This window comes from Flectobacillus longus (assembly GCF_030056705.1).
GTDB lineage: Bacteria > Bacteroidota > Bacteroidia > Cytophagales > Spirosomataceae > Flectobacillus > Flectobacillus longus.
Window position 1 is genome coordinate 28,486 of the sequence record NZ_JASHIC010000031.1, and the last position, 21,992, is coordinate 50,477.

Consider the following 21,992-nt stretch of genomic DNA (forward strand, 5'->3'; position numbering starts at 1 on the left):
TTGGTCTTGAACTAGTAATTTTTTACGTCTTCTATTATTTTTTTCCTTTATAATCTCGGTAGGTATCTGCTACAATTTTATGAATTACTTTATCGAGTGTTTCAACTTCTTGCTCAAGAAATGTCCATGTAGGAATCGAACGAATAGCCTCATAATCCATATTAATCAGGTCAATCAAGCCTTTGATATTTGCCACTGGTCTACGTATTTCATGGGAATGTTGCCATGCGATTTTTTCTAGAATTTGCACTTGTTCTTTTAGCTGAATCTCATTATGAATACGCCCTGTTACATCCTGAATCATTGCCAACACCAATTGTTTTCCATTAATCACAAAAGCATTTAAACTTACTTCCACAATAATTTCTTTTCCCTCTTTGGTTATTGAAGGAATAAATCTACCAGCTCCCATTTGATACATTCTTGGCATCTCTAGGTATTCAGCTGTATGCAAATGGTGGCTATTTTTGAAACGTTGAGGTATCAATAAATCAATATGTTGATTAAACAATTCGTCGCAGGTGTATCCAAATATTTTTTCAGTTTCAGGATTACATAATGTAATTTTCATTTGATTATCGACTATCAAAATGGCAATAGGTGCTGTTTCGATAATACGACGAAACTTCATTTCGCTTTCCTGCATAGAGATTTCAGCATTCTTTTTTTCATCAATGCTAAACGACTGCACCACCACACCAAGTAGTTGTTGATGCTTATCAAAAACAGGGTACATTTTTACCATAAACCAAATATCCTCTCCATAAACTGTCGAAGTCAGGATTTCTCTTTCAATGGTTTCACCACTCACTGCTAAGGCAAATACATCCAACAATTCTTGTGGATACTTGGCATAAATAAATGTTCGAAAGTCGGCACCAACATAGATTTTTTTTCCTAAATTTTCAAAAATCCTTCGTGCAATAGCATTATTAAATTGTAGAACTTTAAAGTCTTTACTTATCAAAATAAGTCCTTCGGTATTATTAGCAAAAATAGCTTCATAGGTTGTATTTGTGTACTCAAGTGCAAGCTCAGCTTTCTTTTGAGCATCAATATTTTTAACATATAAGGCTATACCAACCAACTCGTGATTAGTATCATACACAGGATTCATTTTGTATTCAAGCCAAATCGTTTTATCTCCTACAACGGCCTCATCTTGTACAATTGTGATTTCTCCATTTAACGCTTTCTGAAAACTATTTGCATATAACTGTCTTGTGGATTCAAACAAATAATCCTGATAATCATCGCCTATTTGAAGAGATTTATTAAAAAATCGGTAAATCGTTAGTTGTAAAGTACGATTATAAAGAATAACAGAATGGTTGGCAGAAAGTAGCACAAAACTCTCGGGTGAACTATCGAGTATCGCCTTCAAGGTATTACTTAATGGAGTTTCAGATGAGTTTAGCATTAGATAGGTATATACCCTAAAGCAATAAAAGCAATAGCAGCGGTTTTATATTGGTGATTTTTGTTAGCCAACAAATTTACACAGATTTCTAATTTTCTGCTCTCTTTTTGAAAATAAAGCTTTCAAATATGTACACTCTGTCTTTTTTGAGACCACCCAATTAACAAACACAATGCCATTCAATATCCTCCAGATAATTTGCGGAGCTATTGAATGGCAACTTTTACTCTTGAAAATCCTTAATTAGAAACTCCTTAAAATTTATAATTATATCCTACTCGAATGACCTGTGTTTCGTAATAATCTGCACTCGTGTATTTGAAACCATCGCCATTGACCGTTTTCTTAATTTTCATCGTGTTAAACAGATCTGTTGCATTAACCACCAATTCATGTTTGCCATTGCTTAAAGACTTTTTCAAACCTACATCACAAGAAAAACGCTGTTGGATTCGCCCTTGTGGGATTAGATCTGGCGCCAAATAAGTGAATAAAACTTGTAAGTCTGTTTTGTTGGGTAAATGAATGATATTGTTCCATTTAGTATTCCATGAAACCAGCATTTGTTCATCCGAACTCGATATATGTGGGGTCGGATAAAGGTTCATAATAGCAAAAGCATTTATTTGATTTCGGTAAACATTGGCATTGACATTTAACGAATACCAAGGAGCTATTTCCTTACTAAATACCATTTCAATTCCCGTATTATAGCTTTTATTTACGTTCTGAAAAATGGCATAAATCAAGGTACTATTAGGCACTGTGCTCGAAATACGAGTGATAGTTCCGTCTACAATTTTGTGGTACAATGATGTATAAAAATAACCTTGTGGGATACTGGTTTTATAACCCAATTCTAGACTATTGGTAAACTGAGGCTTAAGGGCAGGGTTACCCACTTTGATAATTTCCGCATCGTCATATTTCGGAAAAACACGAATATCTACCTCATTTGGGCGGTCTACTCGACGAGTATACAAAAAAGTTAACTGATGATTATCACTGATTTTGTACCCCAAACGTACATTCGGAAAGGGCTGTGTGTACGAATATCCATCACTTTTATAAGTATTGTGTGTTGGACTCACCTGATAATTTACCGACACGTATTCCATACGCAAGCCAATTTCGGCTTCGAGTTTTCGAGTTTCAAAAACCAAATTCCCATAAACCGCTGGAATAGATTCTTTATAGGTTGCTGGTCCACCCGCAGAAGAATCCAAAGGAGAATTAACCCCAGGGAAAAACTGCATATTGGTCGGAATATCACGTTTACGGTATTTTACACCTGTTTCTACTCTACCAAATTTGAGCGGTTTGATATAATCTAGGTTAAAATCTGATACCGTTTCATCAGAAAGTAATTTGAATGAATCTTTACCCGTAAAAGTTGGCATAGCATTGGTAAAAAAGTATTTCTCATCCTCACGGTGGAATGTATAATTGTAGCCAAAATTCAACAAATGCCCAGGGTCTTTAAATTTATGCTGATAGGCAAGTGTTGCCATAGCGGTAGTTTTCAATTCATCTTCCAAGAAAGTCCAAAGGCGTAATCTTTTACTAAAATCTCCGTTAAAAAATGGCTCATCGCCATTATCTAATATTTTCTCAGTACCAAATAAGCCCGAAACAGTCAAGGTATTTTGATTATCCAGAAACCAATCAAAACCTGCCTTTGAGTTAAAAAAGTTGGTATCTCGATTACGTTTCAATTGTTGTTTTATGACTGTTCCATCGTCATAAGTACGAGTAGTATATTCGTTTTTGTTGAGCGTGTGCGTATAAAGATTATCTACCTGAACGAAAGCATTGATTTTATTGGTACGATAATTTAATGCCAACGATGGATTGATTTTGGACGTCATCGTGTACTGCGGACGCACATCAGGATAGTTGTCTTGGCGCTGCCAAAGAGCACCCAAACCCGTGGCTAAACCCAATTTCCCATTAAAACCTTGCTTGATATTTTTCTTCATAATGATATTAATAATCCCTGCACTACCGTTGGCGTCGTACTTGGAGCTAGGGTTATTAATTACCTCAATTTTATCGATATTAGAGGCAGGAATATTATCTAAACCATATTGGGCGTTAAATCCTGTCAGCGCCGTTTGTTTACCATCTATTAAAATAGTTACCTTGTCATTGCCTCTTAGTGATACCTTTCCGCTTTCGATTGTCACACCTGGTACGCTTTGCATAGCCTGCAAAATCGAGCCCCCACTTTGCGAAATATTATTGGCAATAGAAAATACCTTTTTGTCCATTTTGGCGCTCACTTCATCGGCTTTTCCTTGAACGGTTATTTCTCCTAAGGTTTGTACGTTTTCGACAAGTTCAATAACGGGTAAATCCAAGAATGCGGAAAGTTTTCCTACGAAAACCTTTTGTTTAGCTACATTAAATCCAACCAGTGAAACCGTCAAAATATAATCATTGGGCTTTACATTAGTCAAAGTAAAACGTCCCTCCTCATTCGAGACTGTTCCTGTAACAAAGGCGCTATCCTTGGCAGTTTTCAAGATAATATTGGCATAAGGCAACACAGTTGTATTACTCTTATGTTTGACTTGACCCGAAATACTTACAGACGTAACCTGCGCCTGAGCGACATTTCCAAGCCACAACATCAAGCTTAATAATGTTAGTTTTTGAATGAGAGACGTTAATGTTTTCATATAAAATTGTTTGGGGCTTTTGGCAATAAGCTTTAAGCAGAATACCCTTATTCGCTTCAAATATTAGCCAAATGCCTAATATTGATATCCTAGAGCGTATTAATTCAAAATAAAATTCAACTATTTGACATTCGGCTTTTAGCTATGGGCTCTCGGTAAAAATATTTCTTATGAATTCATAGAAATTTTTCTGCCTAAGGCCGATAGCCTAGAGCTTATTAATGCAATTTTGTTTTGTATTAATACTAAAACAAGACCTTAAATTGATGCTTATTCATATCAAAGGCATACCCCATTTTCCAGTTGTATCTATGACAAATTTCTTTGGCAATAGCCAGCCCCAAGCCACTACTTACTTGCTCGGAGGAGGATACCGAAAAACGTCGAAAAATATGTGCAGGATTCAAAGATATTATCCCTGTATTTTGAACGTATAATTGTTGGCTATCTAAAAATATTACTATTTCACCCTCTTCTGAAGTATATCTGATAGCATTGGTCAATAAATTATACAAAAGTGTTTCTATCAAAAACTTATTTCCTCTAATATCTGGACGAGCTTCCAGTCTTACCTGAATTCTTAAGTTTTTGCTTTCGGCGTAATCTTGTAAAAGCTCCAAAATATCATTTATCATACCGCCAACGTCGAGTATTTCTACATTTTCGAATTGGTGATTTTCAATTTTTGCCAAAAGCAAAAGATTTTTATTGATACGAGAAACTCTGGCAAGTGGCTTTTCGATACCTTCGAGTACCTGCAATTGTGCTTCATTGAGTTCTGGCAGTTGATAAAATAAATCTACTTTTGATCTTAATATTGCTAAAGGTGTTTGCAACTCATGCGAGGCATTTTCGATAAACGTTTTTTGCTGTTTGTAAGCACTAATCGCCGCATAAAGCATCTTTTGAAGGGTATTATGAAGGTCTTCAAATTCCTGTATTTCGGTTTTTTCAAAGTCGATTGTCTCAGTTGCAGACAGGTCAAAGCTTTTGAGTTGCTCTAATGTTTTTTCAAAGGGACGCCAAGCTTTTTGGGCAATGGTTCTATTCAAAAAAATAAAACCCAAGGCTAATAGTACAAAAAAGAACAACGACACCACCGAGATAATATATACGATTTCGTCGGCCTCCTCTACATTGGTTTCAATCCATAAGCTGTACCGCTTTCCCTTAAAATGAATATGGCTGGCTAGACCTCTGAACCGATCTATCTCGGTATGTTTTTTATGCTTATTCTTTCGCATGACCAAATAGGTACTATCGGATTTTTTGAAGGGTTGATTTTCAGGGAAAATCCTAGTTCCAGACTGCAATACATTCCAAATGTGAGTCACACTATCAAATTGTGCTTGGGTGAGCAACAAATTTTGCAATTGCGAAACAATACGTTCTTTAATAATCAGATTATGTTCGTCTAATTCTTTTTGCCAAACTGTTTCTACCACCCAATAATAGGCAGGTATGCTCAAGCTCAAAATCACAAAAGCATAAATCGTAAATGCCTTTAGGGGCTTATCGAGGAGTTTGGTCATTTTTCCCATTTGTAGCCTACACCATAGAGTGTTTTCAAGTAATTATTCCCGCCAACTTCAAGCAGTTTTTTCTTTAAATTTTTGATATGAGCATACACAAAGTCATGATTATCAAACATATCTGCAATATCGCCCGAAAGATATTCAGCAAGGGCACTTTTGGAGATAACTTTATTTTTGTTACTGATAAAAAATACCAACAAATCAAATTCTTTGCGAGTCAGATTGATTTCTTGGTCATTGACTTTTACGTTTTTGGACAAAAGATTAATTTCTATTTCCTCAAATTGAACGGTATTCAAATTATTAAAATTCTTTCGTCGGATGACGGAGTAAATTCTCGCCAGCAACTCGGATTGGTGGAAAGGTTTTGGGAGATAATCATCCGCTCCTAACTGCAATCCTTTCACTTTGTCCTCTACCGAGTTTTTGGCCGAAAGTATTATCACACCCTCCAAACGCTGTTGGTGATTCATCGTTGCCAGCAAATCAAGTCCACTACCATCGGGTAACATCAAGTCGAGCAATACACAATCATAGGTATGACAGGCCAGTTTTTGACGGGCATCTTCCAACGTAAACGCCAATTCACACAGATAATTTTCGTCTGCAAGATAGGCGCCCATAGCGTAAGCCAATTCTTTTTCGTCTTCTATGATGAGAATTTTCATATTCAAAATTAGGATTAGATTCTGAATAAATTCTGAATTTTTGATTGACTGAGATGATAATTTACGCTCTAGCTTTTCAGGTTTAAGAACTCGGAACGCCCAATAAAAAGCAGTCTCTCGAGCTGTTTCAAGTTGTTAAACTTGAAACAGCTCGGGGCTAAAGAACATGAATATCTTCAATAGAATATTTATATTCTGCCTCATTTACATCATAAATTATACAACTCAATGTTAGATCACTCTCCTCATTGTCAAACCATAAGGGTATATCAATCCAAACTTGATTATCAAAATTAGTGTCATATAAATCTAAATTATTAAGTTGGTATGCTGGTGGCTTTGTTAAAATACCTGGATATGCTGATATTTCTTCCTCTAAAATCTCCTGAGATATTTTTTTTTGAATATCACTATTATAAATTATCTCAAACTGCTGTTCAAGCATAAGGTCTAATAATTTCTTAACTGTATTTTCAATTTTTTTCTTTTCCATTTTATTCTATCATGCATATGGGATACGTGTTGGGGTAGTACTTTTGACTCCTAAATTAGTGAAATAATCATCAGCTATATTAATTGCTGCTTTGGCATCATTACGACTGAGGCCATCCGCTCTCAAAGAGCGATACGCAATTCATCTTTCAGATCCATATGTTCCACTAGCTGTTTCAATTTTTCATCAAAAAAGCGTTCGGGAAATATTTCCCGAACGCTTTTTTGATGTTACCATACTAGATTTTACTCAGCTTAAGACACAATCATTGCGTCTCTACTGATGGAATACAAATTTTCACATAATCACTCACTCGCTAAATTCGGGATGACTTATGTTTCTCCCTAGTTGGAGTTTTCTACAACTAGCCTATCGGTAGCAATAATATATATAAACAACTGAAACATAACATCTTCCGACACCTAAAGTGTTTATTGGAGATAACTCCAACAAAGGCATAATAACACCTTTTCTTATGCTTAGTCTCTTGTTACTACTTTTCTATGGTTTAATCCCCAATCTTTCAAGGCATAGATTAAGGGGGTTAAAGTATCTGCATAAGGTTCTGTTTTGTAGGAAATTTTTATGGGATATTCCTCAATGATTATTCGTCGTATTAGCTTATGCTGTTCCAAATCTTTAAGCTCTTTGGCTAAAACTTTTGGCGTTATTCCCGGAATACTCTCCTGAATATCAGTAAATCGGTCATTCCCTACACTAATGGATATGATAATGGGTATCTTCCATTTTCCATTGATTACATCTAGGGTATCTCGAACAGGCTTTAATGTATCCAAACAATCGCAATGCTTTTTTTTCTGTGCCATACCTTCTCTTAAGTTAGTGGGCAAAATTTAAAAAAAAAATTACCCGCTTTAAGCTCTAGGCCTTATGCTGTAGGCTAAAAGTTGAAATGAATTTCTCATGAAATAACTTAAGCTCTTTTGCCTAATGCCTACGGCTTACAGCTTAAAGCGGGTAAAATTCATATTTATTTCCTTCATTACCTCAGCGAATAATTGAGTAGACTTGATGCGATCTTCAAATGAATACATGGTAGAGACAGCAATTAGTTCGTCCACATTTGTTTCTTCTAAGAATTTAACAACTTGCTTCTTTACACTTTCCTTATCACCCACAAAAGAAAATCTAAGCATTTGATATACACTAGGATGGTTAAAAATCTGCCTCCATTCTTCGGTCATTTCTACTGGAGGTTGTACTTTTTGCATATTGCCTGTGATCATTCCGTAAAACATTCCAATCAATGAAGTGAATTTTCTTTCTGCTTCTTCATTAGTATCTGCCACGATTACATTGATTCCAGCAATAGTATAAGGAGATTTCAGAAATTCCGATGGCTGAAACTCTTGCTCATAAATTTGTAATGCATTATACAAATGAGTGGAGGCAAAATGGCTCGCAAAAGCATAAGGTAAACCTTTTTTGGCTGCCAAATGTGCACTGTCAGTACTTGAACCTAATATATAAATGGGGACTTCGATACCTTCGGCAATCGCAACTCTTACTTTAGATGACCCATTCGAAAGTGAAAAGTAATCCTGTATTTTTTGAACTTCTCCTGGAAAAGCACGTGCTGCCTCAAAAGAATCGGAACGTATAGCTTGTGCCGTCAAACTATCAGTTCCAGCGGCTCTTCCTAAACCCAAATCTATCCTGCTAGGATATAATTGTCCTAACGTCCCGAATTGTTCTGCAATAATTAGTGGCGAGTGGTTAGGTAACATAACTCCGCCAGACCCAACTCTAATACGCTGGGTATTATCAGCCACATAACCTATTAAAACTGCCGTTGCAGAACTTGCTACGATTTCAGAGTTATGATGTTCGGCAAACCAATATCTTTCGTATCCACTTTCTTCAGCTACTCTTGCCAAAGCCAATGAGTTATTTAATGTTTCTTTGAAACTGTACCCTTGGGATACAGTTGCTAACTCTAAAACGGAAAATTTTATATTTTTTTTCATCTTACCAATTGCTATCAACTACTCTGCATTGAGATGCCAAGAAAGTATTATTTAATTTTCTTTAAACGAATTTTTCTGTCCCATCTATCCAAATGAAACGTTTAGTGCTAAGCATACATCAAATGCAATACACTTTTCACTATCATTTAAGCGTCATGAAACTTCAGGGCATTAAAGCATTGGACAAAGATAATTAAAATACACTTCCCAAAAGATAGTACTTTCCTCAAGGAAAGTACTATACAAATGAAAGTATTTTACAGATACCTTTGCGGTACAATTAACTATTGAGATAAAGGATATCAAACAAATGCAAGTTGTAACACAACTCCCTACCAGTCAAGGCATACAGCCGAAGTATTATGCCAGATTCGGGATTGTAATCGCTAACGGGTTTTGTTGTAACGGTAGTTCGAATATTGCCAAAAGAGGTTTGATAAGGAGTGAATAGATTGGTTCTTCACTTCGAAAACATTTGGGTTTACCTTTTCAATTTGCATTTATCATTTGTAAGAATATGATAAACTCAGTCCCAATTTTGGTCATATATCACGATGCAAACGATAGTTTGAAAGGAATATATTAACAAATTTTTATATGAGATTTGGAATCATAGATACTGGCGCGATTGGCGGTACAATTGCCCCAAAAATGGTGGCAGCTAGTCACACTGTTAAAATTAATAATTCGAACGATGCTGAAAGATTGAAAGCCCGTGCTGAAGAATTGGGGGCAATCCCAGCAACGTCTAAAGAAGTGGTCAAAGATGTCGATGTCATCATCCTTTCGCTACCGACAAATGCAGCAGCAATTAGAGATACCGCTATTGTTGAACTCTCAGCTCTTCCATCATATCCTTCCAATGAAGAAATAGTTGAATTCAACAGAAGATTATTTCCCAAAAATCCCAAATCAGTTTAATCTATAACAGTGGTTCAATACTGAAAAGTGAGTAGATTTTATAAAAACAAAATCCCCAAAGCCAAGAAGACTATGGGGATTTGATTTAATTGTTTGGGGTACGCTTGTTGGAATAATAATCCAATAACCGATACACTATTAACTAATAACGTCTTTTCTTTATTCTTAGAAACTGTAACGTAAACCTAACTGAGCTTGGTAACGTGACGATAATTGGTCAACTGAGAACGGTGCTGTAGTTGGTTTGATAAAGTTATAAGTTGGGTCTGTAGCAGTACCTGAGTTTTTACGAACTAAACCAATACTAGCTGTAGAGTTGAATGTATTTGATACGAAGTAGATTCTTCCCCACTCGCTATTCAACAAGTTAGTAAAGTTGATAATATCAAGTGAAATCTGTAATGTGTGTGATTTCTTTCCTGCTGTAGTAATATTAATGTCGTGCATCAAACGTACATCGGCTGTTGTATTCCAAGGAGTTCTACCAGTGTTACGCTCTGTGAAGTTGCCTTTGCGAGTACTCAAGTAAGAATCGCCGTTTACAAAATCCATAAACTGTTGTGCTTGTTGAGCTGCTGTAATGGTGTTACCACTAGCATCTTTGTAATCAACCATGTATTTTGTTGCTTCTGTTGCATCTTTGAACACATACGCCAAACCAGCAGCCTGTGGAGTGTTAGCAATCGTTGAGTTCACAAAGCCCCATGTGAATGGATTACCTGATTGAGCATTGATTACTGCCGAGAACTGCGTTGCGTGATTTTTGTTCCACTGTTTTCTATAACCCAAAGAAGCAATAATACGGTGACGAATATCAAAGTTTGAGTGAGCCAATGCTGGATCATTTGGTGTCAATGACTGGTTCAACTGCCAGTTAGATTCCATTGAGTTACGAATACCGTTTGTCAAATCCCACGATTGTCCGTAAGTATAAGCTACTGAAGCGTTCAAGCCAAATGAGTACGTTTTAGCAATTTGCGCTGTTAAGCTATAACGGTATCCTTGTGAAGTATTCGACAACATATAAGCATTCGAGAATGAAGAATTCACTTTTTGCCCTGTCGAACCACCCGACAAATATACTGGCATTTGGTGCTGAGTATCATAAGAGAAATAAGTAACCGAGTCTTTCAAGTTGACTTGTTGGAATTTCAAGTCGTTGATTGTTTTGGTATAAATCCCTTCCAAGGTAATTTTATAACCTTTTACGTTATAATCTACAGCCAAACTACTTCTCCATACTTGTGGCATTTTGAAGTTATTACTTACAACGTCTACTTGTGTTTGGTTACCTTGACCGTTATTGAAAGCATAAGTTTTAGCACCATCTTTCAATACATCACCTTTTACGCCTGATTTTGTAGCCAAGTTGTTTACGTCAAATGAACCATAACCAACACCGTCGTTATAGAAGGCATATCCTAACCAAGCAAATGGAATTTTACCTGTGAAAATACCACTACCACCACGTACGATAACAGACTTGTCGCCATTTACATCATAGTTAAACCCAATACGTGGAGAAACTAATACCTGTCCAAAAATCTTGTTGTTGATTTGAGACAAAGGCGTTGACGAATATGTAGTTCCTGCATTTTTATCAATTTGGGTATTTTGAGTTGCCGAACTAATAGATGGAGAATCAGTAGTTGCTAAGTCAAAACGTAAACCTGGAGATAATCTCAAACGGTCATTTACTTGAATATCATCTTGACCATATACACTGTACATTCCTACGTTGAATTTCGCATAAGGGTTATCGAAGTTATAATCACGGTCGTTGTTTGTAAAGCTATATGAACCTCTAACACGGTTTACTTTTCCCGCAAAAAACTCATCCAAACTTCTGTAAGATACACGACCATTCCAAGAGTTCACAAAACCATAATTGATTGAATACAACTCGTTGTGCGTACCTACTAAGAAAGTGTGTTTTCCTCTAAACCAAGTAAAGTTATCCGTAATTTCAAATGTTTTTTGACGCATGTTAAATACTGTAGCCTCACGGTCGTTACCGAAAAATATTGTTCCTCCGTTTGCTGCAATCTCCACTTGTGGCATCGATACGTTACCACTCAATGGCTGTCTGTAATCATGAATATCTGAATAACCCAAAATCAAACTGTTTGAAGCATTCCCAAAACGGCTTTTTAATTCTGCTACAGTTGAGTTTTGATTGTTCACTTGTTTGAAGTCCATACTCGCAAATCTGAAGTTGGCAGCATCTCTTTCCAAGTTGGTAGCTTCAGAAGTAATATAGTTGTTACGAAGTGACAATTGGTGTTTGTCAGAAATATTCCAATCCAAACGGTTGAAGAATTTATTACTTCTTGAAGAAATGTTATAATCTCCTGCCGTACCTACATCAAAACCGTAGTTTGTTTTTACAAAATCAGAGATTTTTTGAGCCGTTGCAGCATCGATCAACGATAGCGTATTTCCATTGGCATCTTTATATCCTGCACCATAGAAAAGGGGTTCTTGACGACGAGTGATTTCTTCGTTTGTAAAGAAGAACAATTTATTTTTAATCAAAGGCAAACCTACTCTAAAACCTGTTTGGTAGTCATAATAGCTACTTGGGATTTTAGCGCCATCACCAGCGTTGTTTGGACCAGTGATTGTTGCATTACGACCAAAACCATATACCGAACCTGTTACGTCGTTTGTACCACTACGCGTTACAGCGTTGATAGAACCACCTGTGAAGTTACCGATTTTTACATCGTAAGGAGCAATATATACTTGAATATCCTGAATCGCATCCAAAGAAATAGGATTGGTACGAGTACTACTTCCAGGCATACCCGAAGTACCACCTTGTCCACCCAAAGATGGGCTAAAACCAATCGCATCGTTGTTGATAGTACCATCAATTGTTACGTTGTTGTAACGGAAGTTTGTTCCAGCAAAAGAGTTGTTGGCACTTTGTGGCGTCATACGAGTCATGTCGGTAAGACTGCGGCTCAACGTTGGTAATGATTTGATTTGAGCTTCGCCCAAATTAGTGCCTGCACCTAATTTAGCACCACCTTTTTCGCCTTTTACTACAACCTCAGCCAGTGACGTACTTTCTTCTTGAAGTACAAAATCAACGTTAGAGTTTGAACCTAAATTGAGTGTGATACCCTCTACTACTTGTGAACGGTATCCTACAAACGTCACAACGATTTTGTAAGGACCACCTGGGTTCATGTTAGCAATAGTAAAGTGACCATCACCACTAGAAGCTACACCGTATTTGGCACCTGTTGGCAAATAGGTAGCGATAACTGACGCTCCTGGTACTTCCTGACCAGTTTTGTCTTTTACTTTTCCAGAAATAGAAGATGTTGTTACTTGAGCTTGGATTGCAGTCATGCTTAAGAAAAATACAGCAATAACTGTCAACAACTGTGAAAGTTGTTTAGCGTAAACGTTCGTTTTCATGATTTTACGAAAGAGTGAATAAAGAAATACCATGTTGCATTCAATATGAATGCAAGAAAATGTGATTAGAATAATGTAGGAAAATCTTAAATGAGGAGTTGTAAAAACAAAATGTAGCGTCCAAACTTAAATAGACTTCTTAGCTGTGTAACCAATGTTTTTGACAATGGCTGAAACGAAAGAGAAATAGCTTCTATTTCGCGAGCAATTGACGCTTTAATCTCCTGAATATCATCAGTATCGTCTGACTCTATATTTTCAAGAGAAGCATTAGTTTGGCTATCTACTACACTCAGTAGTTTTACAGCATGCTGGTTGGAATGATGAGAAACAGATTTCGTCGTAGCATGAACAAGCTTGTGCTCATGACTAATCACCGATTCTCTTGTGCTAATAGAAAAGAGCGTGATTAGGGTTATGACGATATGTTTCCAGAATTTCATGGTACAAACTTACATCGCCAATATTAACTAATATGTATTCCAATGTTAAATTAATGTTAAGGGTGAGTTTTGAGGTGTCAGCTTTGGGCTGACGGCAATCAAACTAAAAACATTTTCAAATTTTCAAATTCCCAAATCTTCAAATTTACGAAGGTTTTTCAACACGAAATAAAATAATGAACGAGGAAAGAATCGTAAGAATACCAATCAACAAGATAGACATTTCTATGCCGAAATAATCTGCCAAAATACCTGTCAACAAAGCCCCTGCCGCATAGCCCAAATCACGCCAGAAACGGAAAGTACCCAAACTTTCGGCTCGTTGTGAAGGATGTGTATAATCTGCAATAGCATTGATAAAGGTAGGATATACCAAAGCTGTACCTAGACCTAAAAGTATGCCTATTCCTCCAAACATCTCGAAAGAATCGGCCTTGATTAAACCCATAATCGCAATACCTTGAAACAACATTCCTCCAAAAAGCAACATCTTCTTAGAATACACATCGGAAAGCTTACCAGTAAAAAGCTGACTCAAGCCCCATACCATCGGGTATATCGCTGTAAGAATACCGATGTTAGTTTGCGAAAATCCTTTACTGAGTAATAAAATGGGTAATAACCCCCATACCATACCGTCATTAAGATTATTGACCAAACCTGCTTGTGTAATTCCGCTAAGGGATTTATGGGTAAAGGATGTATTCAGAAAAATATTTTTGAGTAAAGGAATAGTGCTTTGGGTACTTTCTTGCCCCACATGTAGGCGAGTATCTTTGACAAAAAGTACTGAAAGCAATAACCCCATGATTGAAAAACCAATACCCAGATAAAAAGGATACGGTCTAACTCCGTAGGTATTGGCAATATATCCTGTCAAAAATGCTACAATTCCTACCGATACATATCCTGCAAACTCGTTGATCCCTACCGCTAAACCTCTTTTTTTACTACCAACCAAATCTATTTTCATAATCACCGCCATACTCCAAGCCAAACCTTGATTGATACCCAGTAAGATATTTGCCAAGATAACCCAGTTCCAATTGTTGGCGTAGATTAAGATAAAAGGTACAGGCAAGGCAAATGCCCAACCTATCACAAGGAGTTTTTTGCGCCCAATAAGATTAGCCAGTTTTCCTGTAAAATAATTACAGATTGCCTTCGTGATACCAAAAGCAATGATAAATGAAAACACTGCCGTTTTGGAGGAAATCCCAAAATCTTTCTCAGCCAATTGTGGCAAGACCGAGCGTTCCAATCCTATCATTCCTCCCACAAAGGCATTGATGATGACAAGAATCGAAAATTGCTTCCAGTTTTCTTTTAAGCCAAGTTGTACGGTATTCATTGCTTGATGTATGAAAATTTCTAGTTTAAGACAAAGTATATAACTAATAGAAATGGTCTTCTGAATTTTTTCCGAAATCAAAAAAACAAATCCGAAACTGTTTGAAAACATACCTAGTTCAAGACTAAGTCTCGAACTAGGCAAGTCATAAAATCACACTCAAAATTCAGCACTCGAAATTCAGCACTCTACCTAAGTGTACCATTTTTTTCTAAACCAAAAGGCTAAGTTTACCAATCCAATCAAGGCTGGCACTTCTACCAACGGTCCAATAACACCTGCAAAAGCCTCTCCACTATTGATGCCAAACACGCCAATCGCTACGGCAATCGCCAATTCAAAATTGTTACCAGTTGCAGTAAAGGCGATAGAAGTACTTTTGGCATAATCTGCGCCAAAGTTTTTTCCAATAATGAAACTTACCACAAACATTACTGCAAAATATATCATCAAGGGAATGGCAATACGAACCACATCCATCGGAATCTGTACGATAAGTTGACCTTTAAGACTAAACATAATCACAATGGTAAACAATAACGCTATCAAAGTAATCGGAGAAATCATAGGAACATACTTTTCTTGAAACCAAGTTTCGCCTTTGGTTTTAATCAAAATCCATCTACTAAAAAGTCCTAAACCAAAAGGAATCCCAAGATAAATCCCCACACTCTCTGCGATTTGACTCATTTTTACCTCAATATTCAATCCTTGAATACCAAAATAAGTGGGTAAGACTCCGATAAAAATGTACGCATAAACGCTATACAATAGCACTTGAAAAATACTATTTAGGGCAATGAGTCCAGCGGCATATTCACGACTTCCATCAGCTAAATCATTCCAAACTACCACCATTGCAATACATCTTGCCAGTCCAATCAAAATCAAACCAACCATGTAATGAGGATAATCGTTGAGAAAAGTAATAGCTAGGAGGAACATAAAAATGGGTCCAATAATCCAATTCAGTACCAATGACGCTGATAATACTTTTATGTTAGAAAAGACTTCTCCCATTTTTTCGTACTTCACTTTTGCAAGTGGAGGATACATCATCAAAATCAAGCCAATTGCCAATGGAATATTGGTAGTTCCACTCGAAAATGAGTTAATCCAATTAGAGGATTCAGGGTAAAAATGCCCGATTCCAACGCCAATTGCCATCGCCAAGAATATCCAAAGAGTCAGATATCTATCTAAAAAACCTAGTTGCTTGCGTTCTACAACTGGGGCACAATTATTTGCAGACATTTCATATCGTTTTTGCTCTAGGCTGTAAGCTTTATGCCTTAAGCCAAAATATAAATTGTTTCTTATCAATCTTGTTAACCTCAATGCCAAAGACTTAGTCCTGATGATGCGAAGAAGTCTGATTAAACATTTTTAACAACATCCGCCTCCAGGCGTGCAACATGCTGACTGACTTGCTTGCAAATCACTCAAGCACACTTTAGGTTTTTGGGCAGGTACACCACAAGCATCTTGCGCCAAACAAGCTGTTTTCTTCGGTAGCAATTGGAAGTTTATGCCATCAAATCCTAATCCATACTTACCAATGGTATCAGACTGATACTCAACCTCTACCTCCAAATCTCCAATACCTAATCTATTTTCGGATAATGCGATGATATTCAACAATTTTTGTGGTTTCAAACGATGTTCGAAGTCATTTGCATCCCATAATTGGAAGTTTATTATCTTCTCGATGCGCTCCACCCCACCGCAATCAATAAAATGTCTGGTGATTAGTCCGACTTCTGTTACATGAAAATGTTCTGGTACAAAAGTGCCATTTGCTAATTGAAAATTTACCGATTCGGCAGTTGCTAAATGTTGTTTTACTTCTGAAAGTTTCATGATTTTATGCGTTTTGATGAAAATAAGTAATCGTGCAAAATAAGATTTAAGTTATGTGTTTAGGCACTAGGCAACAGGCACAAGGCAAAGAGTGTTAAAATGTTTTTTAATAACCACAGTCATGCTTTTTTCCAAAGCCCACAGCCGAAAGCCGTTACCTGAAAGCCCAAAGCCCAATCTTAAATTTTACCCGCTTTAAGCTCTAGGCTTTATGCGGTAGGCTAAAAGTTAAATAGTATTTCTCATGAAGTAATAGAAACTTTTTTGCCTAATGCTTACGGCTTATAGCCTAGAGCGTATTAATGCAATTTTATTCACAACAACCTTTACGGCTATTGAGCGTGGAGAGAATATTTCCAAAATAACTTTGAAGCTTCTCGACCCCTTTTTCGTCGATACAGTAACAAATAGCATTACCTTCAATAGCACCTTTGATTAATCCTGCATTTTTGAGTTCTTTCAAATGTTGAGAAATCGTAGGTTGTGCCAAAGGAAGCTCATTAACTATATCTCCTGTAATACAAGCATTTACCTTCAAGAGATAGTCTAAGATAGCTACCCGAGCAGGGTGACCAATGGCCTTAAACATAATGGCTAAGTCATTTTGCTCATCAGAAAAAAAATCTGTTTTTGTAATACCCATGTTAATTGAGTGATTGAATGAGTGAGTAATTGAGCAATTTTTATTTTACCAAAGAAAAAACATACAGCGTCTCCAAGGCGATTTGCTTGCTTCTGGCTTCGTACATGGCAGATTCTTCTGGAGTGCCATCAAAGGCTTTGGGATCTTCGTATGGCGTTGCAACTCTTGCACTTGCGCCAAATACCACTGGACAATTTTTGTCGGCACTGTTACAGGTCATTACAGCACAAAATCCAGCCTTTGGATTCGCATCACTATCATATTTTTTAGAAAATGCTGTAACAGGTGCCACATCGTCAGCAAAATAGACCTGATAGACAGGATTAGCGCCATTCGTAGTTTTCTCTATTCTAAATCCTAAACGTTCGGATGTTGCAACTGCTCTTTCGTTAAAAGCTGTTTCTTCAGTTCCACCCGAATAAGTTTCCACTTGCGGAATACCATAATAAGCAGCCGCCACACCAGCCCAAATTTGCCCATAATGACTCCTACGAGAATTGTGTGTACATATATATACCAATCTCACAGGTTCTTGATTAGCTACTTGTGCGCTTATAAAGCTTGAAATTTGTGTTAGAAGAGCCTTTCTCTCTTCTGAAATCGTATCAAATTGAGCAATTGAGGCTTCAATTAAGTTTTGAATTGGACTGAAAATCATCATTAGAAATGTTGGTTATAATATAAGTTGTGAATGTTGAGCAATGACGCAAAATAAAATTGATGTAGTGGTAACTCTTGCTGTTTCACGTTAAAAAACAATGAGTAAGAACTCTTTTGAACAAGATAAAAACTTTCGTAAAGCCCTAATTCATCATTCACAATTCACCACTCAAAACTCACTAGGGCTTCTTCTCTCAAGGATATGCGTATTGCGCCAAATGCCGTTTCTTTGAGCAATTCTTTCTCGGTACCCTACTATTCTAAAACCAGCCTTTTGATGCAAATGAATGCTAACGGTATTATTTGAAAAAATACTTGACTGGAGCATCCATATACCTGCGTTTTCGCTTTCTTCTATCACCCTGCTCATTAGGATACTTCCAAGACCTTTGCCTTTGGACTCAGTAGCTACATATATGCTCAATTCGGCAACTCCTGCGTAAACTTGCCTCGTAGAAACGGGACTTAGGGCAGCCCAAGCCAAAACTTTGCCTGCGTACTCTGCAACCAAACGACAGATTTTTAAATGCCCGCTATCCCATTTTTCCCATGAAGGTACTTGCGTTTCGAATGTGGCCATGTCGGTATCCATACCCTCCTGATAGATTTGCGCAACACTTTTCCAATCACTCTTCTGCATTGCTCGGATTACTATATCATTGACAATATGAGTCATGCGCATTGAGAAATTTTATTGACAGAACAAAAGTATATCGTAATATTGCGATATACAAATTTAACGATATGTTTTTCAAAAAAAATCTTGCCCGCTTTATTCAAACGAGCAAGACATAACAACTAATTATCCAAATATTAACCTTATTTCAATGCTTGTAAGCCATCTCCAGATTTATAGAGGGCATAATCTCCTTTTTTCATAAAACCTGGTACGTCTGAAAGGTTTTCTAACACTGCTTTTGATGATGCAGGAATAGAAAATGGCAACTTACCTGAAGGTTTAAATTTTCCTAAAACTATATCCAAAATAGCCTCAGGAGTTGTACCAAAAGTAGCTAATAAGGCATTACTTGGCGCCAATTCCTCCATCACCCAAGGGCTTGTAAAATTGACACAAAGTGTGCTTGATTTACCCAATTTTAAAATTTTATTGACATATTCAACATCAATCAGGTTTTTAGAAAGACGTAAATCAATCGGTGCCCCTGTCGAACCAAATAAGCCACCTGCCGTTCCTGGCATCAACCAAACAATAACCTGATCTGCCTCTTCAGGCGTTTTTACAAACTCTACCGCATAATCCGCTGAAGATTTTGATTGATATACATAATGAGGATTGTTTTTGCCACTTTCCAAATACGTTTCGAAATACACCTTAGTTTTAGCTTTGATTGGCAAAACCTTTTCGTTTTTCAGTACCACAATGGATTTGCGAAGGGCAATATCAGCTACTTTTTGAAAGTTAGCATTTCCTACCGTTTTTTGAGCCGCTTCAGCATCTACATAAGGATTCTCAAAAAGTCCTAGTTCAAATCTTTCTTTCAAAATTCTCGAAACAGATTCATCAATGCGTTTTTCGCTAACAAGCCCTTTTTTAACGGTTTCAATCAATAAACTTGGGTCGGCAGAACCAGAGTATAAATCAACGCCAGCGTCTAAACTTTTTTGATAACGTTCCAAAATAGAAAGACCTTCTACTCCCCAAGGCATCATCTCGATAGGTCCTGTATCAGAGTTTACAATACCCTGAAAACCTAGTTTTTTCCTTAACAAATCAGTAATAATGGCTTTACTGTAAGCAAAACCAACTTCCTCAAATTCGGTTTTGATAGGTTTCGCATAATAAGGCATCATCGAAGAAGTACCCGCTTTGATAGCCGCAATAAATGGTTTGAGATGGTATTCAAACATTCCTCCAGGGTAATGTTGATCTTTCCCAAAATCAAAATGTGGGTCTTGACCTTCTACCTGTGGACCTCCGCCAGGGAAATGCTTAGTCGTTAACGCTACAGAATTGGCATTCAGTTTTTTCCCTTGAAAACCTTGTACCACTTCAAAAATCATGCTGGCAGCCCAATCAGCATCTTCGCCAAAAGTGCCTTCTATTCGTTGCCAACGAGGTTCTGTAGCTAAATCTGCCATGTATTGATATCCCTTGCGAAGTCCCACGGCTCTCCATTCTTGGGCAGCAATTTCGGCAAATTGACGTGTTAGTTTCAAATCTCTCATGGCAGCCAAGCCCAATTCACCTGGCCATTTTGAAAACACTGTTGCTCCTACACTTAAGCCTACGGAATTATCACGAGTAATATGATTTCGAGGGTTAGATGCCACAATCGCAGGGATACCCAAACGAGTATCTTCGGTAAGTGCTTGCAAATTGTTGGACCATTCAGCTATGGTTTTGGCGTCTGTATTGGCTCGCAAAATAAAATTTCGCAGGTGTTTTTCTTTCACACCCTTAGTCGTTCCCGATGCCGACAGTAATGGATATGGCAAAGGTTTTCGACTAAACATATTGATATTTTGAACCAAATCTTCCTCGTTAAAACCGCTTGTAATAGATCCTTTCGGCTTACCTTGTTCGAAAGCAAAATCACCGGCCATACGAGTTGTACTAATAAGCATCATACCAGCCTTTTCGTCCAAAGTCATTTGGCTTACAAGGTTTTGGATTCGGGTATTGATGGGTAATCGCCAGTCTTCATAGGCGTCGAGTTTCCCATTTTTGTTTAGGTCTTTAAACTTTAATTTTCCAACCGTCAAAATGGGTACTGTTCTATGCCCCAAGTAAGGTTGTTGGGGATTTTGAGCATATCCTACTCCCAAAATATTTACTAAACCAATAGTAAAAATCGTCTTTAATGAATAAGGTACAATATTTTTCATAGTAAATTTTATTCAAAATTTTCTTTAAATATTAACACAAATGTATCAAAGTAATACAAGTAATAATTTACCAATTCATTTAATTTTTAATACTTTTTTGACAAATTCAGTTAGAAATATGTATAATCAATACCATGAAACCACAATTACTTAAGATTAATAAACCTTCGGACTTGTCGTTCAATATATTTGAACAATCCTGTCAATTTTTTCCAACGCCTTGGCATTTTCATCCTGAAATTGAGATTGTTTGGATGAAATCCAGTACGGGCAAAAAGTACATAGGTACAAGTATAGAGGATTTTAGTCCCGATGATTTGGTAATTATTGGGTCGTTTGTACCACATTTTTACAAAAATGATAATGATTTTATTGAAGGAAAGTCCTCAGAAATGGCTCAATCAGTTGTGATACATTTTACAGAAGATTTTTTAGGGAGTGATTTTTTCTTAAAACCAGAAAACCAAAAAGTGTTTGATTTATTAGAAAATGCTAAGCGAGGTATTCAATTTAGTAAGGAATTTTGTCAAAAAATAAAACCAACTTTATTATCATTGAGCCAGCTAGAAGGATTGGACAAATTGCTAGGTTTTTTGTCTATCCTTAATCAGATGAGTAAAGAAACCACGATTAAGTATTTGAATTCCTATACTATCACCATCAATAATTCAGAGGAGTCGGCTCGAATCAAGCAGGTATTTGCTTATATGATGCAAAATTTTCAACATGAAATTCATCTCGAACAAGTTGCCAGTTTGGTCAATATGAGCGAATCGGCATTTAGTCGATATTTCAAAAATCGAACTCGAGAGACTTTTAGCCATATCTTGACCGAAATCCGCATAGAATATGCCTGTAAAATGCTTCAAGATAAAGAAATTTCTATTGCCGATATTTGTTTTGATGCTGGATTTCAAAACGTTTCAAATTTTAATAGACAATTTAAAAAAATAAAAAAGATGACACCTCTTCATTATCGTCAGCTTTTTCATTAGTAAATTTTCTTTGGCTGAATGAAATTTCACTTTTTTTTGATCAAGAGTTAAACCTTTA

18 protein-coding genes are annotated in these 21,992 nt (G+C 36.8%); 2 read left to right on the plus strand and 16 right to left on the minus strand.

From position 1 onward, the window contains the following. Positions 1-34: 34 nt before the first annotated feature. The 7 genes from QM491_RS21005 to QM491_RS21035 all read right to left on the minus strand — a co-directional run bounded on the left by QM491_RS21005 (position 35) and on the right by QM491_RS21035 (position 8,785). Entirely contained in the window at positions 35-1,420 is a 1,386-nt protein-coding gene (locus tag QM491_RS21005) for a PAS domain S-box protein (RefSeq protein WP_283329492.1), read from the minus strand. A gap of 254 nt (positions 1,421-1,674) precedes the next feature. Then, entirely contained in the window at positions 1,675-4,101 is a 2,427-nt protein-coding gene (locus QM491_RS21010) for an outer membrane beta-barrel family protein (RefSeq protein WP_283329493.1), read from the minus strand. Between the two features lie 245 nt (positions 4,102-4,346). Then, on the minus strand, positions 4,347-5,633 hold the full coding sequence (locus QM491_RS21015; RefSeq protein WP_283329494.1) for a sensor histidine kinase: 1,287 nt from the start codon (positions 5,631-5,633) through the stop codon (positions 4,347-4,349). Further along, entirely contained in the window at positions 5,630-6,304 is a 675-nt protein-coding gene (locus QM491_RS21020) for a response regulator transcription factor (protein ID WP_283329495.1), read from the minus strand. The genes QM491_RS21015 and QM491_RS21020 overlap by 4 nt, the downstream gene beginning before the upstream one ends. 157 nt (positions 6,305-6,461) lie before the next feature. Beyond that, positions 6,462-6,797: a DUF7668 domain-containing protein gene (locus QM491_RS21025; protein ID WP_283329496.1), complete on the minus strand. Its 336-nt coding sequence runs from the start codon at positions 6,795-6,797 to the stop codon at positions 6,462-6,464. A gap of 479 nt (positions 6,798-7,276) precedes the next feature. Beyond that, complete coding sequence (locus QM491_RS21030; RefSeq protein ID WP_283329497.1) at positions 7,277-7,624, minus strand: winged helix-turn-helix transcriptional regulator; 348 nt, start codon at positions 7,622-7,624, stop codon at positions 7,277-7,279. A 135-nt stretch (positions 7,625-7,759) separates the two neighbouring features. Further along, complete coding sequence (locus QM491_RS21035) at positions 7,760-8,785, minus strand: LLM class flavin-dependent oxidoreductase (protein WP_283329498.1); 1,026 nt, start codon at positions 8,783-8,785, stop codon at positions 7,760-7,762. A gap of 597 nt (positions 8,786-9,382) precedes the next feature. Between QM491_RS21035 and QM491_RS21040 the strand changes: the two genes are divergently transcribed. Next, positions 9,383-9,706, plus strand: a complete 324-nt coding sequence (locus QM491_RS21040) for an NAD(P)-binding domain-containing protein (protein WP_283329499.1) — start codon at positions 9,383-9,385, stop codon at positions 9,704-9,706. Between the two features lie 165 nt (positions 9,707-9,871). Here QM491_RS21040 and QM491_RS21045 read toward each other — a convergent pair whose 3' ends face one another. The 9 genes from QM491_RS21045 to QM491_RS21085 form a co-directional block, all read right to left on the minus strand. Continuing rightward, a complete protein-coding gene (locus QM491_RS21045; RefSeq protein WP_283329500.1) occupies positions 9,872-13,135 on the minus strand; it encodes a TonB-dependent receptor in 3,264 nt (1,087 codons plus the stop codon). An 86-nt stretch (positions 13,136-13,221) separates the two neighbouring features. After that, positions 13,222-13,578 carry a hypothetical protein gene (locus QM491_RS21050; protein ID WP_283329501.1) on the minus strand — a complete coding sequence of 119 codons (357 nt, stop codon included), beginning with the start codon at positions 13,576-13,578 and terminating at the stop codon, positions 13,222-13,224. Positions 13,579-13,723: 145 nt separating this feature from the next. Continuing rightward, positions 13,724-14,929 carry an MFS transporter gene (locus QM491_RS21055; protein ID WP_283329502.1) on the minus strand — a complete coding sequence of 402 codons (1,206 nt, stop codon included), beginning with the start codon at positions 14,927-14,929 and terminating at the stop codon, positions 13,724-13,726. A gap of 192 nt (positions 14,930-15,121) precedes the next feature. Next, positions 15,122-16,183, minus strand: coding sequence for an ACR3 family arsenite efflux transporter (gene arsB / locus QM491_RS21060; protein ID WP_283329503.1), 1,062 nt, complete (start codon positions 16,181-16,183; stop codon positions 15,122-15,124). Positions 16,184-16,315: 132 nt separating this feature from the next. After that, positions 16,316-16,789, minus strand: coding sequence for a DUF6428 family protein (locus QM491_RS21065; RefSeq protein ID WP_283329504.1), 474 nt, complete (start codon positions 16,787-16,789; stop codon positions 16,316-16,318). Between the two features lie 310 nt (positions 16,790-17,099). After that, a complete protein-coding gene (locus QM491_RS21070; RefSeq protein WP_283329505.1) occupies positions 17,100-17,432 on the minus strand; it encodes an ArsR/SmtB family transcription factor in 333 nt (110 codons plus the stop codon). A 40-nt stretch (positions 17,433-17,472) separates the two neighbouring features. Then, on the minus strand, positions 17,473-18,093 hold the full coding sequence (locus tag QM491_RS21075) for a low molecular weight phosphatase family protein (protein ID WP_283329506.1): 621 nt from the start codon (positions 18,091-18,093) through the stop codon (positions 17,473-17,475). Between the two features lie 168 nt (positions 18,094-18,261). Continuing rightward, the gene (locus tag QM491_RS21080; protein WP_283329507.1) at positions 18,262-18,768 is read right to left on the minus strand and encodes a GNAT family N-acetyltransferase; all 507 of its coding nucleotides are present in this window, start codon (positions 18,766-18,768) and stop codon (positions 18,262-18,264) included. 143 nt (positions 18,769-18,911) lie between these two features. Then, positions 18,912-20,939 (minus strand): glycoside hydrolase family 3 protein, encoded by a 2,028-nt coding sequence (locus QM491_RS21085; RefSeq protein WP_283329508.1) that lies wholly within the window; start codon positions 20,937-20,939, stop codon positions 18,912-18,914. A 134-nt stretch (positions 20,940-21,073) separates the two neighbouring features. Between QM491_RS21085 and QM491_RS21090 the strand changes: the two genes are divergently transcribed. After that, complete coding sequence (locus QM491_RS21090) at positions 21,074-21,934, plus strand: AraC family transcriptional regulator (protein WP_283329509.1); 861 nt, start codon at positions 21,074-21,076, stop codon at positions 21,932-21,934. The last annotated feature ends 58 nt before the right edge of the window (positions 21,935-21,992 follow it).

Bases quoted from the DNA above. Each gene is read 5' to 3' on its own strand.
- QM491_RS21005 (WP_283329492.1), bottom strand. From the start codon at position 1,420: ATGCTAAACTCATCTGAAACTCCATTAAGTAATACCTTGAAGGCGATA.
- QM491_RS21010 (WP_283329493.1), bottom strand. From the start codon at position 4,101: ATGAAAACATTAACGTCTCTCATTCAAAAACTAACATTATTAAGCTTG.
- QM491_RS21015 (WP_283329494.1), bottom strand. From the start codon at position 5,633: ATGACCAAACTCCTCGATAAGCCCCTAAAGGCATTTACGATTTATGCT.
- QM491_RS21020 (WP_283329495.1), bottom strand. From the start codon at position 6,304: ATGAAAATTCTCATCATAGAAGACGAAAAAGAATTGGCTTACGCTATG.
- QM491_RS21025 (WP_283329496.1), bottom strand. From the start codon at position 6,797: ATGGAAAAGAAAAAAATTGAAAATACAGTTAAGAAATTATTAGACCTT.
- QM491_RS21030 (WP_283329497.1), bottom strand. From the start codon at position 7,624: ATGGCACAGAAAAAAAAGCATTGCGATTGTTTGGATACATTAAAGCCT.
- QM491_RS21035 (WP_283329498.1), bottom strand. From the start codon at position 8,785: ATGAAAAAAAATATAAAATTTTCCGTTTTAGAGTTAGCAACTGTATCC.
- QM491_RS21040 (WP_283329499.1), top strand. From the start codon at position 9,383: ATGAGATTTGGAATCATAGATACTGGCGCGATTGGCGGTACAATTGCC.
- QM491_RS21045 (WP_283329500.1), bottom strand. From the start codon at position 13,135: ATGAAAACGAACGTTTACGCTAAACAACTTTCACAGTTGTTGACAGTT.
- QM491_RS21050 (WP_283329501.1), bottom strand. From the start codon at position 13,578: ATGAAATTCTGGAAACATATCGTCATAACCCTAATCACGCTCTTTTCT.
- QM491_RS21055 (WP_283329502.1), bottom strand. From the start codon at position 14,929: ATGAATACCGTACAACTTGGCTTAAAAGAAAACTGGAAGCAATTTTCG.
- arsB (WP_283329503.1), bottom strand. From the start codon at position 16,183: ATGTCTGCAAATAATTGTGCCCCAGTTGTAGAACGCAAGCAACTAGGT.
- QM491_RS21065 (WP_283329504.1), bottom strand. From the start codon at position 16,789: ATGAAACTTTCAGAAGTAAAACAACATTTAGCAACTGCCGAATCGGTA.
- QM491_RS21070 (WP_283329505.1), bottom strand. From the start codon at position 17,432: ATGGGTATTACAAAAACAGATTTTTTTTCTGATGAGCAAAATGACTTA.
- QM491_RS21075 (WP_283329506.1), bottom strand. From the start codon at position 18,093: ATGATGATTTTCAGTCCAATTCAAAACTTAATTGAAGCCTCAATTGCT.
- QM491_RS21080 (WP_283329507.1), bottom strand. From the start codon at position 18,768: ATGACTCATATTGTCAATGATATAGTAATCCGAGCAATGCAGAAGAGT.
- QM491_RS21085 (WP_283329508.1), bottom strand. From the start codon at position 20,939: ATGAAAAATATTGTACCTTATTCATTAAAGACGATTTTTACTATTGGT.
- QM491_RS21090 (WP_283329509.1), top strand. From the start codon at position 21,074: ATGAAACCACAATTACTTAAGATTAATAAACCTTCGGACTTGTCGTTC.